Below are 21048 nucleotides of genomic sequence, written 5' to 3' on the forward strand. Positions count from 1 at the left end.
TCGCAGACACCGGCCGCTAGCGAGCGGCAGGGACCAACGCCAGCTGGCGGGCCTGCACCACCAGGCGCCCCAGGCTGTCGACGACCGTGTGGTCCTCGTCGAACCAGTCGTGCCCGATCTCGGTGCAGGTCGCGATGATGCGCAGCCACCCGTCGGCCGGCAACCCCCGCAGAAAGGCCGTGAGCTGGATGGTGGGCGCCCAGCCGGTGCGGTCCACCGCGAAGGTCACCGGCGCCGACAAATCGCCGCACATGAGCGCAAACAGCGCGTCCGGGGCCACGCCGCGGGGGCGCGCCCACATCTGGATCACCGGCGGGCGCCCGTCGTCGCGGACCTGCATGGTCGACAACACCGGCCGCACATCGCAGCCCTCGCCCAGGTGCACCAGGCCGGCCAGCGGATGCCCGGGGCCGATCGGCTCGATGTCGTCGGGCGGTTCGGGCGCCATCAGGTCCAGCACCGGGTTGGCCGACAGCAGCGGCTTCACGGCGCCGTCGGGAGGGTAATGCTCGGGCTCGCCGAGGTTGACCACGGCGTGCACCGCGGTGCGGTCACCCTGGGTGAGCTCGACGTCCACGACGCTGATCCGGCGGCCGCGCTTGCGGATCGACGTGACCAACTGCACCGGCCCCGGATCGGGCGCCCACAGGAAGCTCGCCGACACTGCGACCGGCTGCAGGACCGGCCCGGCCGACGGCCCGCCGCAGGCGGTGCGCGCGGCGTTGGCGCACAGGGCCAGCATCGCGCCGCCGTGCACCTTGGGACCGATGGTCCAGCGCTTGTCGAGCTCTCCTTCGTAGACGCCGGAACCGGCCTCCCGCAACGACATTGCGGTGGTGAATAACGCGCTCATGGACTTTCGCGGGTCTCCTGAATGATCAGCGCAGCAGATGCGTGCGGGCGAACTGCAGCGACTCGGCGAGCATGGCTTCGCGCTCATTGGCCGAACGCGCGCCGGACGTCGACACCTCCAGGATGACGTGCCCGGCGAAATGGCTGGCGGCCAGCATCTGGCACAGCTCGACGGTGGGTTGTGTGCCGCGTCCCGGCACCAGATGCTCGTCGGCGGGCAGCCCGTTGCCGTCGCACAGGTGCAGATGCACCAGCCCCGCCCCCATCCGCTGCGCCATGTCCAGGGAATCGGTGCCTGCGGTCGCGGTGTGGGACAGGTCCAGCGTGTAGTGGGCGTGGTTGCCGTCGAGCGGGTCGTAGGAGGGCGCGAACGCGGAAATCGCCGCACCGGGGCCGCCGCCGCGCCGGCGCATCCGTTCCAGCGACTGACCGGCCCCAAAAAGCCGGTCCGCCCGGAACGGGAACATGTTCTCGACCGCGACCATCACGTCGCTCGACGCTTCCAGTTTGGCCACCTGGTCGCTGAACCCCTCGGCGTAGCGCCGCTGCCAGCGAAACGGCGGATGCACGACGACGGTCTGCGCGCCCAGCTGTTCGGCGACGCGCACGCTGCGGTCCAGCTTGGGGATCGGATTGGGACCCCACACCCGTTGCGAGATCAGCAGGCACGGCGCGTGCACCGACAACACGGGGACGCGATAGCGCCGGGACAGCTTCTTGACGGCCGCGACGTCCTGGCTCGCCGACTCGGCCCAGACCATCAGCTCGACGCCGTCATACCCCAGCCGGGCCGCGTACTCGAACGCGGCCTCGGCCCGCAACGGGTACACCGAAGCCGTGGAGAGGCCGACTTTGATGGCTGGGCGCACTGGCTGTGGGCGCCGCTAGCCCGACTGCAACGACAGCGCCAGCGGCCCCAGGGTGATCAGCGCACCCACCGCGACCGCGATCAACGTGCTGGCGATGTCCTCGGTCTTGCGGACCACCCGCACCCCCACCACCAGGCCGAGGATGACCAGCACCGAGAGCACCAACGCCACGATGCTGTTCCAGCGCCACAGCTGGTCGAAGGCCACGAACAACCCGCCGCCGAATGCGACCGCCAGGATCGACTGGAGCACCACCACGGCGCCCCGCCACAGCGAGTCGAGCCTGCCCGGCGCCGGGTGAGCGTCCGCGCCCTCGACGTGCCCGTCTTCGCCCTCGAGGTGCTCCTCGTCGCCGAGCAGTCCGGCGGTCAGCGACCCCGCGCCGGCGGCGTCCTCGTCCTCCTCCAACGAGCCCGAGGATTGCAGGTAGGAGCGCACGTAGGCGGAGTCCTCCAGCGCGGGTTCGGCTTCGCGGACGTCGGAGTCCATCACGTCGACGGGGATGTCGGCGTAGTGGTCCATCGGGTCAAAGCTCATGTCCTCGGCGCCAGAGGGTTCGCCGGGCTTGACGGTCCCGTTGGCCAACGGCCGGGGGTATTCGCTGCGCTCGGGGCCCGGCGTCCGCTTGGGCTGCGGCGGCGACTTGGGCCAGCGCGGCTCGGGCTCGGACCAGTAGGCGGTCTTGGGCTTGTCTTCGGTCACCGGCTCGACGACGCCGTTCTCGGTGTCGTCGGCGGGTTCGGCGGGTTGGGCGGCCTCGATCGTGTCGGTGGCGCCGTGTTCGACGTCGTCGTCGTCACTCACCACGGGGATTTCGCCGGTGAGCTCGGCGACGGTCACCGCGTCGCTGTCACCGCGGCGACGGCGGCGCCGACGGGTGACCGCCGGGGCGCCGATGGTTCCGTTTCTGGCCAGCAATTCGGCCACCGAGATCGGCCGAGTGCCCGGGCTTTCGGTCTCGGAGTGCGGTCCGGTCATGGTTTGTCGCCTCTCGATCGGTGCTGATTCCGATCAACTACCTGACCTCCAGCATTACGCACCGACGGGCCCATGAGGGCAGTTCCGTCGGCTTCACTGTCGAGTTTGCGCAGAATGAGACCTTCCCGTAATGCCCACGGGCAAATATCCACCACTTCAATCGACAGCGCTCGCATGCTCGCCTCCGCCACCAGCGCACCCGCCACAATCTGCGGGGCGCGCTCGGCGCTCACTCCTTCCAGTTCCGCCCGGTCAGCGGTCGTCATCCTAGAGATGAAAGATATGAGTTGCCTGAGGCCGTTTGCTGTCAGCGTCCTCTTGACCCGCGGCCCGGCCCCCGACGGGGCCGCGCCGGTGAGCCGCGCGAGCGAGCGGAACGTCTTCGACGTCGCCACCGCCAGGTCGGGACTGCCGGCATCGAGGATCTTCGCGCTGGCTTCCGCGAGCTCGGCGTCCAGCCAATCCCGCAGCATCGCCACCCGGCGCCGCCCGGGTGGGTCGTCGGGCAGCCATTCGCGGGTCAGCCGGCCGGCGCCCAGCGGCAGCGACATCGCGACCTCGGGCTCCTCGTCCAGGCCGCTGGACATCTCCAGCGAACCGCCACCGATGTCGAGGTTGATGATCCGTCCCGCGCTCCAGCCGTACCAGCGCCGCACCGCCAAGAAGGTCAGCCGCGACTCGTCGACACCGGTCAGCACCCGCAACTCGACGCCGGTCTCCTTGCGCACCCGGCTCAGCACGTCCTCGGAGTTGCCGGCGTCCCGGACCGCCGAGGTGGCGAAGGCCATCAGCTCCTCGCAGCCCGAACTGTCGGCGATCTTGGCGAATTCGTCGATGGTGGAGATCAGCTTTTCGGCGCCACGTTTGGTGATCTTGCCGGCGCTGTCGGTGGCCTCGGCCAGCCGCAGGGTGGCCTTCGTCGAACTCATCGGCGTCGGATGACCGCCCCGGTGGGCATCGACCACCAGGAGATGCACCGTGTTGCTGCCCACGTCGAGAACGCCCAATCGCACGTAGACAACCTAACCGGGCCTGGCCGCCGGGCTCTTGCGCGACCCGGTTAACCCACCGTGATCACGGCCATACGGGCCGCGAGTGTCAGCGGCTCGGCTGCGCCGAAATGTGGTCTAACGTGGACTCCGTGGCGAATTCGCACCCGGAACCGGTAGCGCCGGGCCAAGAGGTCGAACTGGATTTCGCCCGCGAATGGGTGGAGTTCTACGACCCCGACAACCCCGAGCATCTGATCGCCGCCGACCTGACCTGGCTGCTCTCGCGGTGGACGTGCGTGTTCGGCACTCCGGCCTGCCGGGGCACGGTGGAGGGCCGCCCGGACGACGGGTGCTGCTCGCACGGCGCATTCCTGTCCGACGACGACGACCGCGCCCGCCTGGACGACGCGGTGAAAAAGCTGACCGCCGCCGACTGGCAGTACCGCGAAAAAGGCTTGGGCCGCAAGGGATATCTGGAGCTCGACGAGCACGAGGGCCAACCGCAGTACCGCACCCGCAAGCACAAGGATGCGTGCATCTTCCTGAACCGCCCCGGTTTCGCGGGCGGGGTCGGCTGCGCGCTGCACAGCAAGGCGCTCAAGCTCGGTGTGCCGCCGCTGACCATGAAGCCGGATGTCTGCTGGCAGTTGCCGATCCGCCGCAGCCAGGAGTGGGTGACCCGGCCCGACGGCACCGAGATCCTCAAGACCTGGGTCACCGAATACGACCGCCGCGGCTGGGGTTCCGGGGGCGCCGACCTGCACTGGTACTGTACCGGCGACCCGGCCGCTCACGTCGGCGCCAAGCAGGTGTGGGAAAGCCTGGCCGACGAACTCACCGAGCTGCTGGGCAGCAAGGCCTACGCGGAGCTGGCCGCAATGTGCAAGCGCCGCAGCAAGTTAGGGCTTATCGCGGTGCACCCGGCGACTCGCATCGCCGAGTAGCCGCTAGCCTTCCAGCTTGTAGCCCAGGCCCCGCACCGTCACCAGGTGCACCGGGTTGGCCGGGTCGGCTTCGATCTTGGACCGCAGGCGCTTGACGTGGACGTCGAGCGTCTTGGTGTCGCCGACGTAGTCCGCACCCCACACCCGATCGATCAGCTGCCCGCGGGTCAGCACCCGGCCGCTGTTGCGCATCAGGTACTCGAGCAAGTCGAATTCCTTGAGCGGCAAGGTGATCGCGTCACCGTTGACCGACACGACGTGGCGTTCGACATCCATCCGCACCGGGCCGGACTCGAGCACGCCGTCGCTGATCTCGGACTCGTCGTCGCCGCCGCGGCGTAGCACCGCCCGGATCCGCGCGATCAGCTCACGCGCCGAATAGGGCTTGGTCACATAGTCATCCGCGCCCAACTCGAGACCGACGACCTTGTCGATCTCACTGTCGCGGGCGGTCACCATGATCACCGGCACGCTGGAACGCGCGCGCAGCTGCTTGCAGACGTCGGTGCCCGACATTCCGGGCAGCATGAGGTCGAGCAGCACGATGTCGGCGCCGGCTCGGTCGAACTCGGCGAGCGCCGCCGACCCGTCGGTCACCACGGTGGCCTCGAAGCCCTCCTTGCGGAGCAGGAACGCCAGCGGATCGGCCAGCGACTCCTCGTCCTCCACGATCAGCACACTGGTCATGAGCGCGATTCCTCCTCATCGCTACGCTCTGCATCGTCATACGCGCGGGTCATGAGCGCAACTCCTCGGCATCGTCGTACGCGCGGGTCATCGACTTAGTTCTTCCTCTCTTTGGGACCGGTCGGGCCGCACGTCGCGGCCCTGCGGTTGCTCGGATTCGCCCTCGTCTCGAGTTGACGGCTTGGCCGCCGGAATGGACAGGGTGAATGTCGATCCGGTTCCCGGCTTGCTCCACACGCCGATGGTGCCGTTGTGGTTGGCCGCGACGTGTTTGACGATCGCCAGGCCCAGGCCGCTGCCGCCGGTGGCCCGTGAGCGGGCCTTGTCGCCCCGGAAGAACCGCTCGAAGACCCGCTCCTGGTCTTCCAGGGCGATCCCGATCCCGCGATCCGTGACGGCGATCTCGACGTTCTCGCCGCGGCGGCGACGGCTGATCGACACCGGCGAACCCGGCGGCGAATAGGCGATCGCGTTGGAGACCAGGTTGGCCAGCGCGGTGATCAACAGCGTTTCGTCGCCGAGCACCCGCAAACCGCTGGGAGAGTCGGTGCGGACCGCGATGTTGGTGTTGTCGGCCGCCACCTTGTGGCGCGAAATCGCTTCGCTCACAACCCTGTCCACGTTGACCTCGACGACGTCGGGCAGCGGCTCGGCGCCTTGGAGCCGGGACAGCTCGATCAGCTCGGCGACCATGTCCCCCAGGCGGTTGGCTTCGACGAGCACCTTCTCGGCGAACCTTCGCACGGTTTCGGAGTCGTCGGCCGAGGCGAGCAGGGCCTCGGCGAGCAGGGCCATCGCACCCACCGGGGTCTTGAGCTCGTGGCTGACATTGGCCACGAAGTCGCGCCGGGTAGCTTCCATCCGCGCATAGTCGGACTGGTCGTGGGCGAAGACCACGGCGAACCGGCGGTCCTCTTCGCTGAGCAACCGGGCCTGCCCGTGCACCGACAGCCCGGACCGGCCGCCCGCCCGTTTCGCCGGCTGCAGGTCGAACTCGACGTCGACACCGGTCAGCGCCTGCTGCGCCGCCTCCCAGGCCTGGTCATCGAGCTGGCGGTCGCGCACCAGGCCCAGCTCCTTGGCCCGATTGTTGAGGTAGACGACGTCGCGATGGACGTCCACCACCGCCGCGCCCACCGGCATCAGCGACACGATGCATTCCAGCATCTGCCCGACGGTGATCCCGGTCCACTCGGTGCTCGCCCGCTGGCGGCGCTGCACCGCGCGCGGAGACAGCCGGGCCCCGACCGCCACACCTGCGGCCAGTGCCAGCACGGACAACACCCCGGCGAGCAACAGCGCCGAGAACACAGTCACATAGCAAATCCTACAAATCTTCCTGAACGCTGCCCTAGCAGAACGAGGCCAAAATCGGACAAGTCACACCTTGCGTCACAGGTGTTCCGCTCCCGTTCACGTGGTGTTTGGCTAACGGGGCGTTCGCGCGCCATATCGCGCCGGGGCGCAAACCTCAGCCGCGGCCCTGGCCGGCGACCGCGGCGGCACCGGCGGCGGCCGCTTCGGGGTCCAGATAGGTGCCGCCGGGCACCACCGGCCGCAGGTCGGCGTCCAGGTCGTAGCGCAGCGGGATGCCGGTCGGGATGTTCAGGCCCACGATGTCGTCGTCGGACATCTGATCGAGGTGCTTGACCAGGGCCCGCAGCGAGTTGCCGTGCGCGACGATCAGCACCGTCTTGCCGCTGCGCAGGTCCGGGACGATGACGTCGGTGAAATACGGCAGGAAGCGGACAACCACGTCGGCGAGGCACTCGGTCAGCGGCCCGCCGCCGATGTCGGCGTACCGGGGATCGGCGTCCTGGCTGTAGGTGCTGCCCTGCTCGATCGGCGGGGGCGGCGTGTCGTAGCTGCGTCGCCAGGCCATGAACTGGTCGTCGCCGTAGCGCGCCTTGGTCTCGGCCTTGTCCAGGCCCTGCAGCGCCCCGTAATGGCGTTCGTTGAGCCGCCAGGTGCGCCGCACCGGAATCCACAGCCGGTCGGCGGCGTCCAGCGCCAGGTGCGCGGTGGAGATGGCCCGGCGCAGCAGCGACGTGTAGAGGATGTCGGGCAACAGGTTGTGCTCGGCGAGCAGCTCGCCGCTGCGCACCGCCTCGGTGCGGCCCTTGTCGGTCAGCCCGACGTCCACCCAGCCGGTAAACAGGTTCAGCGAATTCCATTCGCTCTCGCCGTGGCGGAGCAGCACCAGCGTGGCAGAGTCACCCATGCCGGTTAGTCTCTCACGCACTCATCGAGCCGCGCCGAGCGTACTAATCCGGGTCGTCTTCGTCGTCTTCGTCGATCAGGTGGGCGAAGGCCTGCAGGTTCTTCAGCGACTCGCCGCGCGACACCCGCCACTCCCACTCTTTCTGGATCGACGAGCGAAAACCCAACTCCAGCAACGTATTAAAGTCCGAGTCCACCGCTTCGAGCACCTGGCCGAGCACCCGGTCGATCTCGTCGGCGTCCACCGACGGCAGCGACATGCGGCCCACCAGGTAGATGTCGCCGACGTTGTCCAGCGTGTAGGCGACGCCGTAGAGCCGGCGATTGCGCTTGAGCAGGAATCGGTAGACGCCCTCGTGGTTCTCGTCGGGCTTGCGGCACACGAAGGCCTCGACCCGCACCGAATGCTCGCCGACGCTCAAGATGGTGTTGGTCTTGAGCTTGCGCTCGCCGGGCAGTTCCACCACCAAGCCGGGCGGACCGCCATGTGCGCCAGCGTGTTTCGAGTAGTTCAGCCCGCTGGCCCGCAGGGCATCCTCGATCACCCGGGTTACGGTGGAGGAACTCATGCGCCCACCCCGCGGCGCTCGGCGGTGTACTCGCCGATCGCGCGGCGATAGCTGGCCAGCAGCGCATCGGTGGTGTGGTCCCAGGAGAAGGTGGCCGCGTGGGCGGCGGCCGCGCGGCCCATCTCCGCGGCCTGCTCCGCCGGCCTGCGCAGCAGGCCGTCCAGCGCGGCCGCCCAGCGGTCGACGTCGTGCCCGGCGACCAGCGTGCCGGTGATCCCGTCGCGCACGGCCACCGGCAGCCCGCCGACCGCGGCCGCCGCCACCGGGGTGCCGCAGGCCTGCGCCTCGAGGGCGACCAGGCCGAACGACTCCGAATAGCTCGGCACCGCAACGACATCGGCGGCCTGGAACAACGTGGCCAGGTTCGGCCGGGACTGCGGGGGCAGGAAGGTCACCCGCGCGGTGATGCCCAGCTCGTCGGCCAGCCGGGCCAATCCGTCCGGGGAAGCCAGGCCGCTGCCCGACGGCCCGCCCGCGACCACGATCCGCGCCCCCGGCAGTTTCGCGGCGGCACGCAACACGATGTCGGGCGCCTTCAGCGGCTGGATCCGGCCGACGAACGCCACGATGCATTCGTCGGGCGGCAGGCCCAGCGCGGCCCGGGCGGCCCGGCGATCGCCGGGCCGGAACACGTCGAGGTCCACCCCGGGATGGACGACGTCGATCCGCGCCGGGTCGGCGTGGTGAATCGAGATCAGTTGCCTGGCCTCGTCGTCGGTGTTGACGATCAGGCGGTCCGCCTCGTCGACCACCTGCTGCTCCCCCACCGTGCGCAGCGGCGGCTCGGGCGAGTCCCCCTCGGCCAACGCCGCGTTCTTGACCGCGGCCAGGGTGTGCGCGGTGTGCACCAGCGGCACCGCCCAGCGGTCGCGGGCCAGCCAGCCCACCTGCCCGGACAGCCAATAGTGCGAGTGCACGATGTCGTAGTAGCCCGGCTCATGGGATGCCTCGGCGCGCAACACCCCCGCCGCGAACGCGCACAGCTGGGTGGGCAGGTCGTATTTGTCCAGCCCCTCGAACGGCCCCGCCACCACGTTGCGGACCAGCACCCCGGGCGCCACCCGCGCCACCGGCGGGTCGGCGGACGCGGTCGCCCGGGTGAAGATCTCCACCTCGATGCCCCGCCGCGCCAGGTGCAACGCGGTCTGCAGCACGTAGACGTTCATGCCGCCCGCGTCGCCGGTGCCGGGCTGGGCCAGTGGGGAGGTGTGGACCGCCAACACTGCAACGCGGCGCGGTTCGTTCAGCCGGAAAACGTCATCGTGCCGCACCCTGTCATCTTTACAGGACGGCTCGCCGGCGGCCGCACCCGCGCAGGACACGCGTCAGGCGGGCGACTCGTCCCGGGTGACGTCGTGCAACCGGGCGTCCAGCGCCCCGGCCCGCCGCATCGCACCCAGCGGGTCGGCGTACAGCCCGGACAGCGACACGGTCCCCGCACCGGCCTCCTGCACCCGGTTACCGAAGGCGGTGACGCGGATGTCGCGCGGCCCCAACACCGAGCGTGCGGCGAACGCCGCCTCCACCTGCTCCATCGCTTCGGGGTACTCCGTGAACGCCTGGCCACCGACCACCAGTTCGTCGGGGTTGAGCATGTCGCGCAGCAACGCCACCGCCTCGCCGAGCACCCGGCCCCGCTCGGCGAGCAGATCCTTGGCCTGCTGGTTGCCGGCGCGCGCCACCCGCAACAGGTCGGCGATGCCGGTGGCGGGCCCGTTGCCGCGGTTCGCGGGGGCGAACGGCAGGACGCGCTGCTGGCGGGCGGCGGCCACCACGGCTTCGTCGCTGACGGTGGATTCCAGCTGTCCGGTGCCGCCGAGCAGCTCGGAGTGGGCGGGCAGGCTCGCGATGGTGCCCGGCCCGCTGGACGGGCAGTGCACCCGCCCGCCGATCACCAGCGCGTAGCCCACGGTCTCGCGGGCGTAGACGTACAAGCTCGTCGGCGAGCTGGGCAGGAATCGCCGCATGCCCAGCAGCAGCTCGGCCCCGGCCATGGCGTCCACGTGCGAAGCCACCGAGACCGGCAGGCCCAGCGCGTCGGCCAGCACCTGTCCGACCGGCGCCTGCCGCCAGCCCAGCCGCGGGTGGTCGACCTGGCCGGTGGCGCCGTCGACGGTGCCGCCGATGGCGACCCCGACCCACAGCGGCCGCCGCCGATGCCAGCGCCGCAGGTACCGCCGGGCGCTGTCGGCCAGCGACGCCAGCGCGGGCCCGGCCGGGTTGCGCGGCGTCGGGGTCTCGACGGTGTCGAGGGTGCGGCCGAACAGGTCGGTGGCGACGATGCTGGTGGTGCGCGCACCGATGTGGATGCCCAGCGTCACGAACGGCTCGTGGTTGACCTCCACCGGCACGCGCGGGCGGCCGATCGCGCCGGAGACGGCCAGGTCGGCGCGCTCCCGCAGCAGGCCGGCCTCCAGCAGGGCGATGACCTGACGGTTGACCGTCGCGATGCTCAGCGAGGTGACGCCGGCGATGACGTCACGGCCGACTGGGCCGCGCAGCCGCACGGCCCGGAAGACGGAGGCCGCCGCCGAGTCGGGGATGTGCAACGCCGGCGGCACAATTTGCCGGCGCACCACGCGGTGGCCCTTTTGGCCGGAGTGGCCGGCGATGCGACTGGGCGAAAGATGGGTATGGGTAAGGATATTGGTGGGCACGAGCGTCCTTTGTCCGAATTTTGCTGGCCGTCTTGGCCACACCTGGCATGGGGTCAGGGGCGGCAAAGTGCGCAGCAACAACACGCACCCGCCGCGCACAGACACGCGGCGGTTGTGATGTTGGACAGGGCGCTGTGAAGCACACGGAAAATTTAGCACGTTCACTAAGGTTGTTTCGATGGTTAAAACTGGCAGGAATGAACGCGTCGCGGTGATCACGGGAGCCAGCTCCGGGATCGGGGCGGCGACCGCCCGCACCCTGGCTGCACAGGGCTTTCACGTCGTCGCGGTGGCGCGCCGGGCGGACCGGATCCGCGACCTGGCCGAGGAGATCGGCGGCACCGCGATTGTGGCCGATGTCACAGACGACGCCGCCGTCGACGCGCTGGCGGGCAAATTGAGCCGCGTCGACGTGCTGGTCAACAACGCCGGCGGCGCCCGCGGACTGGAACCCGTCAGCGATTCCGACCTCGAACACTGGCGGTGGATGTGGGAGACCAACGTGATCGGCACGCTGCGCGTCACCCGCGCGTTGCTGCCGAAGCTGATCGAATCCGGAGACGGGCTGATCGTCACCGTCACTTCCGTTGCGGCGCTTGAGGTTTACGACGGCGGTGCCGGCTACACGGCGGCCAAACACGGCCAGGGCGCGCTGCACCGCACCCTGCGGGGCGAACTACTGGGCAAACCGGTGCGGCTGACCGAGATCGCCCCGGGGGCCGTCGAAACGGAATTCTCGCTGGTGCGCTTCGACGGCGACCAACAGCGCGCGGACGCCGTCTACACCGGCATCACCCCGTTGGTGGCGGCCGATGTGGCCGAAGTGATCGGATTCGTCGCCTCGCGGCCCGCCCACGTCGACTTGGACCTGATCGTGATGAAGCCGCGCGACCAGGCGTCGGCCAGCCGCTTTAACCGCCGGAGGTAGCCGGGCCGGTGGTGGCGGGTGTCGTCGTGGTCGGGGTGCCCGACAGGGTCGGCGCGTTGGACGGCGTCACCGGGGCGGTGACCGGGATCTGCGTTGACGGCGGACGGGCGCTGGGCGGGGGCAACGCCGACATGGACACCCAGGTGTCCCAGTCCACGGCCCAGTCCCAGATGTCGCCGTCGGAGTAGGACAGCTGGATCGTGCTACCGGTCACTTCGACAGGGTCGCCGTAGATCGCCGACTGGTAGTACTGCTCGGCGTCGCTCGTGGACAGGTTGATGCAGCCGTTGGTGACGTTCGAATTGCCTTGTGCGCCAGAGCTTGCCGGGTTTGCGTGGATGAACTCGCCGTTGTTGGAGATCCGCACCGCCCAGCGTTCGTGGATGTGGTTGTAGCCCGCCGCCGGGTTGGACATGTAGAAGTCGGCGTACTTCTCGCTGACCACGTGGATGCCGTTGCGGGTGACGTTGCGCGCCTTGTCGGCCTCGCCGTAGCTGCACGGGAAATCCATGATGACGCCCTCGTCGCGGACCACCTGGATGCGGTGCGACGAGACCTCGGCCTTGACCACCTGCCGGCGGCCGATCTGGATGTTCAGCGAGATGTCCTCGGCGCCGTACGCGCTGTCGCCGAACGGCAGGCCGTACAGCTTGGCCTCGACGTTGACCGTGGTGCCCGCGGGGTAGTACTCGCGGGTGCGCCAGTGCGCGCGGGCGCCCTGCGCCTCGTCGGGCAGCCACGCCCAGCTGCCCTCGACGGGCGGATTGGTGGTGACGGTGAGCGCCTTTTCGACGGCGGCCTTGTCGGTGATCGGGGCGTCGAACTGCAGGATGATCGGCGCCGCGACGCCCACGGTCTGGCCGTCGGCCAGCTGGAACGCCCCACCGATCTTCTTGCTGGGCGACACCGTGGTGAACTTGCCCGCGACCGGAACGGCCTTGCCGTCGTGCCCGACGGCCGAGCCGCTCCACGTGTAGGTCATGTCATAGCCCAGGGGTTCGGAGGTCGTGTAGACGGTCCGGTCGTGGTTGAACGCGCCGGCGACGGCCTTGCCCGACGAATTCGACAGCGTGACGTGCTGGAACCACCCGTCGCTCACCTGGACGCTGACCGGGGCGATCGGCACCACGTTCTGGGTGGCGTCTGCGGGCTGGTACTTCAGCTGCAGCGAAGGCTGCTCTTTCTTCTCGGCTCGCTTCGCGGTCGTGCCACTGCATGCGGCCAGCGCATTGGGGGCGAGCACGCCGAGCCCGAGGGTCGCCAAAGCCACGCGCCGGTTGAACGGCCGCGGGGCACGGGACGGGGTCACGAAAATCAAAGATACCGGGGAAATCCGCCAACCCGCCCGCGACAAATCGGGGTCCGGCACGCGTCGGCAAAATTTTACGGCTACAGCCTGCACCCCAGCAGGACGGGCTCCGGGATCAGTGTGACACCAAACACAGCGCGAACGCCGTCGCGGATGACGCGGGCCAGCGCGATCACGTCGTCGGCGCTGGCGCCGCCCCGGTTGGTCAGCGCCAACGCGTGCTTGGTGGACAGCCGGCAGGGCGCTTCGCGGCCGCCCGGGCCCGGCTCCGGATAGCCCTTGGCGAAGCCGGCGCGCTCGACCAGCCAGCCGGCGGCCAGCTTGACGCCGCCGGGAGCCGGGTAGTTCGGGACGGGCCCGTCGACGGTGGCGGCCAGCCGCTCGTAGACGTCGGGGGCGACGACCGGATTGGTGAAGAACGAACCCACGCTCCAGGTGTCGTGATCGGCCGCATCGAGCACCATGCCCTTGCGCGCCCGCAGGGCCAGCACCGCCTCGCGCACCGCCCGCGGGTCGGCACGCTCGCCGCTGCCCGCGTTCAGCGCGGCCGCCAGCTCCCCGTAGCGCAGCGGCGCGCTGCGCCCCCACGCGTCCAGCGCGAACTCCACTTCCAGTACGACAGAAGGGATTTCGAACCCGCTGGCACCCCCGCGTTTGAACACGCTGGTGCGGTAGCCGAAGCCCAGCTCGCCGCCCGGCACCCAGCGCACCTCGCCGCTGCCACGATCGAGCACCCGGACCCGCGTGATGGTGTCGGACACTTCCGCACCGTAGGCCCCGACGTTCTGCACCGGGGTGGCCCCGGCCGAGCCCGGGATGCCGGACAGGCATTCCAGCCCGCCGAGGCCGTGCTCGATGGCGGTGACCACGACGTCGTCCCACACCGCGCCCGCCTGGGCGCGGACCAGGTTGCCGTCGACGGTGATGCCGTCGTTGGCCAGCCGCACGGCGGGCAGGTCCGCGCACGTGTCGGAGATCACCAGGTTGGAGCCGCCGGCGAACACCAGCACCGGGCCGCCTCGTCCGGCGCGCGTCTCGGCGTCCAGGTGCCCCAGCGCGGCGACGACCTGGTCGCTGTTCGTGCACGTGACGAGGCGCCGCGCGACCGGTCCGACCCGCAGGGTCGTCAGCGGCGCCAGCGGCACCGATTCGGCCACCGACGCGCCGGCGAACACCGAACCGGCACCGCTGGATTTCATGGCCCGTAACGGTAGCCTGACCTGCTATGCCGCGTTCATTCGACTTGTCGGCCGACTACGACGGCAGCGTTGACGAGGTGCACCGGGCCTTCACCGATGCGAACTACTGGCGGGCCAGGCTGGCCGAATCCGGGGTCGATGTCGCCACGCTGGAGTCGATGCGGGTCGGCGGGGAGTCCGGTGACGACGACACCGTCGAGGTCGTCACGCTGCAGGTGATCCGCAGCGACAAGCTGCCGGGGATGGTCACGCAGTTGCACAGCGGCGACCTGCGCATCCGGCGCGAGGAGACGTGGGGGCCGGTGACCGACGGCGCCGCGGCGGGGTCGGTCGTGGGCTCGATCGTGGGTGCGCCGGTGAATCTGGAGGGCACCGCCGTCCTGGAGCCGATCGGAGGGACCGGCGGCACCCGGCTGACGTTTCGGGCCACCGTGCAGGTGCGTGTCCCGATCATCGGCGGCAAGTTGGAGAACATCATCGGCGCCCGCCTGGCCGAACTGATCGCCGCCGAACAGCGCTTCACCACGGAGTGGATCGCCAAAACGGCCTGAGCCCCCGGGTCGTCACGCTTTAAGCTGGCCCTCATGAGAATCGCCCTGGCGCAGATCCTCAGCGGCACCGACCCCGCAGCAAACCTGCAGCTGGTGCGCGAATACAGCCTTCGGGCCGCCGACGCGGGCGCGAAGCTGGTGGTGTTCCCGGAGGCCACCATGTGCCGGTTCGGCGTCCCGCTGGGCCCGGTCGCCGAGCCTGTCGACGGCCCCTGGGCCGACGGTGTGCGGCGCATCGCGGACGAATCTCAGATCACCGTCGTCGCCGGCATGTTCACCCCGGCCGGCGACGGGCGGGTGAAAAACACGCTGCTCGCGGCGGCCCCCGGCCTGCCGGGCGCCCACTACGACAAGATCCACCTCTACGACGCGTTCGGCTTCACCGAATCGCGGACGGTCGCGCCGGGACACGAGCCGGTGGTGATCACGGTCGACGGCGTCGGGGTCGGGTTGACCGTTTGCTACGACATCCGTTTCCCGGAGCTCTACACCGAGTTGGCCCGCCGCGGCGCCCAGGTGATCGCCGTCTGCGCGTCCTGGGGCGCGGGCCCGGGCAAACTCGACCAGTGGACGCTGCTGGCCCGCGCCCGCGCGCTCGACTCGATGAGCTACGTCGCCGCCGCCGGTCAGGCGGACCCCGGTGCCGCGCAGGCGGAATCCGGATCGGGCGCACCGACCGGGGTCGGAGGCAGCCTGGTCGTTTCGCCGCTGGGCGAGGTCATCGCGTCGGCCGGCGCGGACCCGCAGCTCGTGGTGGCCGACGTCGACGTCGACAGGGTCGCCGAGGCGCGCAAAGCCGTCGCGGTCCTCAGCAACCGCTCGGCCTTTGCTCAGATTGATAGGGCAGAATCAGTACGGTGACGAACCCACAAGGACCCCCGAACCCGGACCCGTCGAAGTGGGCCCGTCGCTCCAACCAGGGACCGTTCGGCCAGCCCCCCACGGAACGGCCGACCGAGCGGATCAGCACCGGCGGCCCAGGTCAGATGCGGCCGCCACCGCCACCACCGCCGCCCACTCAGGCTCCCCCGCCGGGTCAGACCGAGCGATTCGGGACGCCCCAGCCGAACATGCAGCAACGCGGCTACCCGCCGCCGCCCACGCCGCCCACCGGACCGACGGAGCGGCTGGCCACTCAGCCCGGCGATGACGCCACCCCGGAGAAGAAGAAGCGCCGCTTCGGCCGTGACCCTGTCTCCGTGCTGCTGATCTTCATCATCGTGTTCGCGCTGATCATCGCCGGGCTCATCGGGGCCGAGCTGTACGTGCGCCACGTCGCGGACACCAAGGTCGCCCAAGCGGTGGCTTGCGAGGTCAAGGACCAGGCGACCGCGTCCTTCGGGGTGACGCCGCTGATGCTGTGGCAGCAGGCGACCAAGCACTACACCAACATCTCTGTGCAGACCGCCGGCAACAACATCCGCGACGCCAAGGGCATGAAGCTCTCGATCAACATCAACGACGTGCGGCTCAAGGACACGGCCAACTCGAAGGGCACCATCGGCTCACTGGACGCCACCATCAGCTGGACCAGTGACGGCATCAAGGAGTCGGTGCAGAGCGCGATCCCGGTGCTGGGCCCGTTCGTCACCAACACCGTGACCACCCGTCCCGCCGACGGCACCATCGAGCTGAAGGGCATGTTGGACAACATCACCGCCAAGCCGGTGGTGGAGGGCACCGGGCTGAAGCTGCAGATCGTCAGTTTCAACGCGCTCGGCTTCACGATGCCCAAGGAATCCGTGCAGTCGACGCTCGACGACTTCACCTCGAACCTGACCAAGAACTACCCGCTGGGCATCCGCGCCGACAGCGTGCAGGTCACCGACAAGGGTGTGACCAGCCACTTCTCGACGCGGAACGCCAGCATCCCCACCGGCAACAACAACGATCCCTGCTTCGCCAACCTCTGACGGTTCAGTCCCTTCGGCCGAGCCCGTCGAGCACTGTCCGGGTGCCCGAGAGGCCCAGCCGGGTCGCGCCGGCATCCAGCATCGCGAGCGCGTCCGCGGCGGTGCGGATGCCGCCGCTGGCCTTCACGCCCAGCCGGCCACCGACCGTGTCGGCCATCAGGGCGACCGCCCGCACAGAGGCGCCCCCGGTCGGGTGAAACCCGGTCGAGGTCTTGACGAAGTCGGCGCCGGCGTCTTCGGCGGCGCGGCACACCTGCGTCAGCGTGCGCTCGTCGGCCATCGCCAGCAACGCTGACGATTCCACGATCACCTTGAGCACGGCGCCGCCGACGGCGTTCCGCACGGCCGCGATGTCGGAGCGCACCGCGTCGACGTCGCCCGCCAGCGCCGCGCCGACGTCGATGACCAGGTCGACTTCGCAGGCGCCGGACGCCACGGCCAGGGCGGCCTCGTGGGCCTTGACCGCCGAAACATGCTTGCCCGACGGAAATCCCGCCACGCTGGCCACCCGCACGCCGGGGACGGCGTGCACCGCGACGGGAACCATGGGCGGCGAGACGCAGACCGCGTACACGCCCAGTTCGGCCGCCTCGGCGACCAGGGCGGTCACGTCGGCGGCGGTGGCTTCGGGTTTGAGCAGGGTGTGGTCGACGTAGGCCGCCAACTGTGCCCGGGTGGGGTGGCTGATCATCCGAACGATTCTTCCCGACCGCCCGGATTGCAGTCGGAGGCAACCATTTCCGCGTCGTCGACGACCGGGCGCCACGGCTCCAGGTTCCAGCTGGTCTTGCCGGGCCGAGCCAGTTCGGCGAACTGCCAGTGGCACAGGAACTGGGCCTGCATCCCGGGAGTGTCGGCATCGGGCGCCAGGGCGAGCACCTCGGCCCAGGCCTCGTCGGCCCACGCCGGGGACGCGGGGGTGCGGGAGGCGGCCCGGCCGGCCGCCGACGGGAAGACCCGCAGGCTGCTGCGGCCCTGCCACTGCGCCCACTCGGTGCGCTCGACAAAGGGCGGCGACAGCGCGGGCGGGTTCGGCCCCCCGGTGCCGGGGTCGGGATCGGGCGCGGCGATCGCGTGCGGTGTCGGGCAGCACACGGCGACGAGCGCGGCGGTCGCCGCCGTCAGCAGCACCCTCATCGCGCTAGCGCGACTTGCCCTGTATTTCCAGGAGTTTGGGCCGCACGTCGACCAGGTAGACACCGGCCGCGCAGGCCGCGATCGCCATGCCGAGCACGCCGAAGACGAAGCCCAGGATCGATGTCAGGGCGACGGCGCCGGCCAGGATCAGCAACCACACGGGCTTGGTCAGCTTGTCGGCGGCGGTATAGGCGTCGGGTCGCTGCAGCGCGGCATGCACGAACGCGTAGATCGCCGTGACCAAGACGGCGATCTGCAAAACCAGCATGACGGTACCCACGAGGTGGTTCACGCCTTCAAGCGTAGGCGGGCACCGTCGAAAACGTCGACTCCGAGTCACCCGGAGGCGACTCGGAGCCGAACGTCGTGCGAGTGTCGTACTACTTCTGGGTGACCTTCTTGGCCGCCGCCTTCTTGGCGGGAGCCTTCTTGGCCGGAGCCTTCTTGGCGGGGGCCTTCTTCGCGGGCGCCTTGCCGACGGCCTTCTGGGCCTTCTTGGCGGTCGCTTCGGCCTTGCCGGGCAGCTCGATGCCGACCAGCTTGGCGGCGCGCTCGCCGACGGCGCGGGTCTGCGACGCGACGGTGCCCAGCGCCTCCTGGGTCAGCTCGACGGCCTGGTCGACGTAGCCCTCGGCACGCGCCGAGGCGTCCTCGAACGCCGTCTGGCTGCGCAGCCGCTGCAGGGCCGCCTCGCCGCGCTCGACGAGTTCGTTGTACCGGCTGGTCGCCGCCTCGAGGTAGCCCTCGGCGGCTTTGCGCAGCTCTTCGGTGGTGAATTTGTCGCGCAGCTCGGTGAACTGCTCGGGCAGGTCCTCCTGAAGCTTGGTCAGGCGAGCGCGACGCTCTTCGACCCGGGTGCGGGTCTCGACGCGGGTCTCTTCGGCGCGCTCCCGCAGGCTGGCGATCAGGTCGTTAACCGTGGCCAGGGCCAGGTCGGCCGCGCCCAGGGCGGCGAGCAAAGGGGCCCGCAAGTCTTCGATGTTGGTGTTTTCCGCCATGGTTTTTCCTTTCATGGAGTTGTTGGCTTTGGCGTTTTGTTGTCAGGTGTCTGGTCGGAAAGCTAGGTGCAAACGTCTCCTTCGCAACTGGGGCCGCCAGAACCCGGGGTAGTCGTCCAGCGCTGAGCTGGAATCGGTAGATCCCTCCGTGTGGGGTAACCCCGGCGGCCGGTCGTCTATACATCACCAACCCGAAGCGCCTGTTCACTCGGTGTCGGGTTCGGTCGGACACTCCTCATCGGTGGATTCGTTTTGCTGGGTGAACGATGCGTAGATGTCGAGCAGGATCTGCTTTTGGCGCTCGGTGATCGCAGTGTCGGTGACGATCGCGTCCCGCACCTGACTCTTGTCGGTGGGTTCGAGGATCCCGGCGCGCACGTAGAGAACCTCGGCAGAAACCCGTAGGGCCTTCGCGATCTGGTTCAGGACGTCGGCGGAGGGTTTACGCAATCCACGCTCCACCTGGCTCAAATATGGATTGCTGACCCCGGACTTCTCGGCGAGCTGGCGCACCGAAACCTGCGCGAGTTCACGCTGGCTGCGGATGAAGCTGCCGATGTCAGAGGCCATGTCGGAGGCAGCGTTGGACACCTTGGCGGAGAGCTTCTCCTCGGGTGACATGGCGTGCTCCTGGTCGGGCGGTCGATCTTGACGCCACCAGGGTACAACAAGTGCTTGCTATTGCAAGCACTTGTTAGCACTGCTAGAAAAGCAGCTGCGCGACGGCGTAGATGACCAGGCCCGCCAACGAGCCGACCACCGTTCCGTTGATCCGGATGAATTGCAGGTCACGGCCCACGTGCAGTTCGATGCGCCGGCTGGCCTCCTCGGCGTCCCAGCGTTCGATGGTGTCGGTGATGATCGCTGTGATCTCCACCCCATATTGCGAGACCAGGTGCTGGGCCGCCCGAACGAGCCAGTTGTCGACCTTGTCGCGCAGGTCGACGTCGTCGCGCAGCGACTCCCCGATGCGGACGACCGTGTCGGCGATCCGCGTGCGCAGCGTGCTGGACGGGTCGTCCACACCCTCGAGCACCAGTCGTTTCAGCGTCGTCCACGCGGTCGCGGCGGCGTTGGCGATCTCGTCGCGCGCCATGAGCTGCTCCTTGATGGCGTCGGCACGCGCGATGGTGTCCGGGTCGTGCTGCAGGTCGTCGGCGAATTCGAACAGGAAACGGGTCGCCGACCGGCGCAGTTCGTGCTCGGGGTTGCGGCGCACCTTGTCGGTGAAGTCCATCAGCTCGCGGTGGATGCGATCGCCCACGAGGTGGTCGACGAAGCGCGGCGACCAGGTCGGCGAGTCACGCTCGACCACCCGCTGGATGACCTCGCCCGCGTTCAGCGACCACTGAAAGGCCCGGTCGGCCAGCAACTGGATCAGCGCCTCCTGCCGGTTCTCGGCCAGCAGGGTCGCCAGCACCCGGCCGACGGGCGGGCCCCATTGGGGTTCGGCGATGCGGCGCACGATCATCCGGTCGATCACCTGCTGGACGTCTTCGTCGCGCAGCAGCTCGACCAGCACGCGCAGCACCGTGGCCGTCTCGCTCGCCACCCGCTCGGCATGGGCGGCTTCCGACAGCCATTTCCCGAGCCGCCCGGACACCTCGGCGTCGCGCAGCTTGGTTTCCACCACCTCGGCCGACAGGAAGTTCTCCCGCACGAACGCGCCCAGACCCTCGCCCAGCTGGTCTTTCTTGCGTTTGATGATCGCGGTGTGCGGGATGGGTATGCCCAGCGGGTGCCTGAAGAGCGCGGTCACGGCGAACCAGTCCGCCAGCGCGCCCACCATCCCGGCCTCCGCGGCGGCACCGACGTAACCGACCCAGACGCCCACGCCGGCGTGCGCCTGGGCCCACCGGCAGGCGAGGAACACGCCGGTGGCGCCGATGAGGAAGCTCAGCGCCACCATCTTCATCCGGCGCAGCGCCACCCGTCGCTGCGCGTCGGCCTCTCGATCGGCGCCCGCGAAGGATTCGGCAAAAGAGGTGCGACCCCGGCCCCCGGCCGTCAACGGCGTCGCCGAAGGGGGCCTCGCCGTCGGCGGGCCGGACGCGTCGCCTCGCACCGAGGCTCTGTGTGCCACCACTTCATCATCTATGTTCCCGGCGATTGGTGTGACGACACTGGTTGCAGCCCCGACTTCGAGGCCACTTCACGCCCGGCCAGGACCACAAACCGGCCCGCCCACGCCGTAGTATCAAGGGCGTCTAGGGAATGGGAAATCGGCGATAGTGACAGAGCAAAT

At 69.5% G+C, this 21048-nt stretch carries 23 protein-coding genes; 5 read left to right on the forward strand and 18 right to left on the reverse strand.

Annotated elements, in window-relative coordinates; all coding sequences use genetic code 11:
* Window positions 1-16: 16 nt before the first annotated feature.
* Genes AC0KTM_RS21805 through AC0KTM_RS21820 form a run of 4 tightly spaced genes read right to left on the reverse strand, consistent with a single transcriptional unit; the run spans window position 17 to window position 3712 of the window.
* Window positions 17-853 carry a thioesterase family protein gene (locus tag AC0KTM_RS21805; protein WP_225328783.1) on the reverse strand — a complete coding sequence of 279 codons (837 nt, stop codon included), beginning with the start codon at window positions 851-853 and terminating at the stop codon, window positions 17-19.
* A 25-nt stretch (window positions 854-878) separates the two neighbouring features.
* Entirely contained in the window at window positions 879-1721 is an 843-nt protein-coding gene (locus AC0KTM_RS21810) for a sugar phosphate isomerase/epimerase family protein (RefSeq protein WP_238956921.1), read from the reverse strand.
* A 15-nt stretch (window positions 1722-1736) separates the two neighbouring features.
* Entirely contained in the window at window positions 1737-2699 is a 963-nt protein-coding gene (locus AC0KTM_RS21815; protein ID WP_225328781.1) for a hypothetical protein, read from the reverse strand.
* On the reverse strand, window positions 2696-3712 hold the full coding sequence (locus AC0KTM_RS21820; protein ID WP_225328780.1) for a Ppx/GppA family phosphatase: 1017 nt from the start codon (window positions 3710-3712) through the stop codon (window positions 2696-2698). The genes AC0KTM_RS21815 and AC0KTM_RS21820 overlap by 4 nt, the downstream gene beginning before the upstream one ends.
* A 119-nt stretch (window positions 3713-3831) precedes the next feature.
* Here AC0KTM_RS21820 and AC0KTM_RS21825 point away from each other — a divergent pair, with 119 nt between their 5' ends.
* Window positions 3832-4635, forward strand: a complete 804-nt coding sequence (locus AC0KTM_RS21825; protein ID WP_225328779.1) for a DUF3109 family protein — start codon at window positions 3832-3834, stop codon at window positions 4633-4635.
* Between the two features lie 3 nt (window positions 4636-4638).
* Here the strand turns inward: AC0KTM_RS21825 and regX are convergent, their stop codons facing one another.
* From regX to AC0KTM_RS21855, 6 genes are all read right to left on the reverse strand, one after another.
* Window positions 4639-5322, reverse strand: coding sequence for a two-component sensory transduction protein RegX (regX, locus tag AC0KTM_RS21830; protein WP_225328778.1), 684 nt, complete (start codon window positions 5320-5322; stop codon window positions 4639-4641).
* Window positions 5323-5409: 87 nt separating this feature from the next.
* Window positions 5410-6639 (reverse strand): sensor histidine kinase, encoded by a 1230-nt coding sequence (locus tag AC0KTM_RS21835; RefSeq protein WP_225328777.1) that lies wholly within the window; start codon window positions 6637-6639, stop codon window positions 5410-5412.
* A 154-nt stretch (window positions 6640-6793) separates the two neighbouring features.
* Complete coding sequence (locus AC0KTM_RS21840; RefSeq protein ID WP_225328776.1) at window positions 6794-7543, reverse strand: phosphoglyceromutase; 750 nt, start codon at window positions 7541-7543, stop codon at window positions 6794-6796.
* 43 nt (window positions 7544-7586) lie between these two features.
* A complete protein-coding gene (locus AC0KTM_RS21845; protein WP_225328775.1) occupies window positions 7587-8111 on the reverse strand; it encodes a type III secretion system chaperone family protein in 525 nt (174 codons plus the stop codon).
* Complete coding sequence (mshA, locus tag AC0KTM_RS21850) at window positions 8108-9382, reverse strand: D-inositol-3-phosphate glycosyltransferase (protein ID WP_238956922.1); 1275 nt, start codon at window positions 9380-9382, stop codon at window positions 8108-8110. The genes AC0KTM_RS21845 and mshA overlap by 4 nt, the downstream gene beginning before the upstream one ends.
* Window positions 9383-9436: 54 nt before the next feature.
* Window positions 9437-10723 (reverse strand): ROK family protein, encoded by a 1287-nt coding sequence (locus AC0KTM_RS21855; protein ID WP_225328428.1) that lies wholly within the window; start codon window positions 10721-10723, stop codon window positions 9437-9439.
* Window positions 10724-10946: 223 nt separating this feature from the next.
* Between AC0KTM_RS21855 and AC0KTM_RS21860 the strand changes: the two genes are divergently transcribed.
* Window positions 10947-11696, forward strand: a complete 750-nt coding sequence (locus AC0KTM_RS21860; protein ID WP_238956923.1) for an SDR family oxidoreductase — start codon at window positions 10947-10949, stop codon at window positions 11694-11696.
* Here the strand turns inward: AC0KTM_RS21860 and AC0KTM_RS21865 are convergent.
* Together AC0KTM_RS21865 and AC0KTM_RS21870 are read right to left on the reverse strand one after the other, a co-directional pair.
* On the reverse strand, window positions 11680-13029 hold the full coding sequence (locus AC0KTM_RS21865) for a L,D-transpeptidase (RefSeq protein ID WP_425326361.1): 1350 nt from the start codon (window positions 13027-13029) through the stop codon (window positions 11680-11682). The genes AC0KTM_RS21860 and AC0KTM_RS21865 overlap by 17 nt on opposite strands.
* A 56-nt stretch (window positions 13030-13085) precedes the next feature.
* Window positions 13086-14204, reverse strand: a complete 1119-nt coding sequence (locus AC0KTM_RS21870; RefSeq protein WP_472416659.1) for a UDP-N-acetylmuramate dehydrogenase — start codon at window positions 14202-14204, stop codon at window positions 13086-13088.
* Between the two features lie 26 nt (window positions 14205-14230).
* Here AC0KTM_RS21870 and AC0KTM_RS21875 point away from each other — a divergent pair, with 26 nt between their 5' ends.
* Genes AC0KTM_RS21875 through AC0KTM_RS21885 form a run of 3 tightly spaced genes read left to right on the forward strand, consistent with a single transcriptional unit; the run spans window position 14231 to window position 16668 of the window.
* Window positions 14231-14755: a DUF2505 domain-containing protein gene (locus AC0KTM_RS21875; RefSeq protein ID WP_472416661.1), complete on the forward strand. Its 525-nt coding sequence runs from the start codon at window positions 14231-14233 to the stop codon at window positions 14753-14755.
* Window positions 14756-14788: 33 nt separating this feature from the next.
* Complete coding sequence (locus AC0KTM_RS21880) at window positions 14789-15616, forward strand: carbon-nitrogen hydrolase family protein (RefSeq protein WP_225328365.1); 828 nt, start codon at window positions 14789-14791, stop codon at window positions 15614-15616.
* A complete protein-coding gene (locus AC0KTM_RS21885) occupies window positions 15613-16668 on the forward strand; it encodes an LmeA family phospholipid-binding protein (protein WP_472416663.1) in 1056 nt (351 codons plus the stop codon). Before AC0KTM_RS21880 ends, AC0KTM_RS21885 begins: the two co-directional genes overlap by 4 nt.
* A 4-nt stretch (window positions 16669-16672) precedes the next feature.
* Here the strand turns inward: AC0KTM_RS21885 and deoC are convergent, their stop codons facing one another.
* From deoC to AC0KTM_RS21915, 6 genes are all read right to left on the reverse strand, one after another.
* Complete coding sequence (deoC, locus tag AC0KTM_RS21890) at window positions 16673-17359, reverse strand: deoxyribose-phosphate aldolase (RefSeq protein ID WP_225328367.1); 687 nt, start codon at window positions 17357-17359, stop codon at window positions 16673-16675.
* Window positions 17356-17805: a DUF2599 domain-containing protein gene (locus AC0KTM_RS21895; protein ID WP_238956925.1), complete on the reverse strand. Its 450-nt coding sequence runs from the start codon at window positions 17803-17805 to the stop codon at window positions 17356-17358. The genes deoC and AC0KTM_RS21895 overlap by 4 nt, the downstream gene beginning before the upstream one ends.
* Before the next feature lie 4 nt (window positions 17806-17809).
* Complete coding sequence (locus AC0KTM_RS21900; protein WP_008261234.1) at window positions 17810-18097, reverse strand: DUF2516 family protein; 288 nt, start codon at window positions 18095-18097, stop codon at window positions 17810-17812.
* Window positions 18098-18185: 88 nt separating this feature from the next.
* Window positions 18186-18803, reverse strand: a complete 618-nt coding sequence (gene hbhA, locus AC0KTM_RS21905; RefSeq protein WP_225328369.1) for a heparin-binding hemagglutinin HbhA — start codon at window positions 18801-18803, stop codon at window positions 18186-18188.
* Window positions 18804-19007: 204 nt separating this feature from the next.
* A complete protein-coding gene (locus AC0KTM_RS21910; RefSeq protein WP_225328370.1) occupies window positions 19008-19424 on the reverse strand; it encodes a helix-turn-helix domain-containing protein in 417 nt (138 codons plus the stop codon).
* Between the two features lie 82 nt (window positions 19425-19506).
* On the reverse strand, window positions 19507-20889 hold the full coding sequence (locus tag AC0KTM_RS21915; RefSeq protein WP_374109687.1) for a DUF445 domain-containing protein: 1383 nt from the start codon (window positions 20887-20889) through the stop codon (window positions 19507-19509).
* Between the last annotated feature and the right edge of the window lie 159 nt (window positions 20890-21048).

Source organism: Mycobacterium sp. NTMscope_Eco_3, from assembly GCF_976985685.1.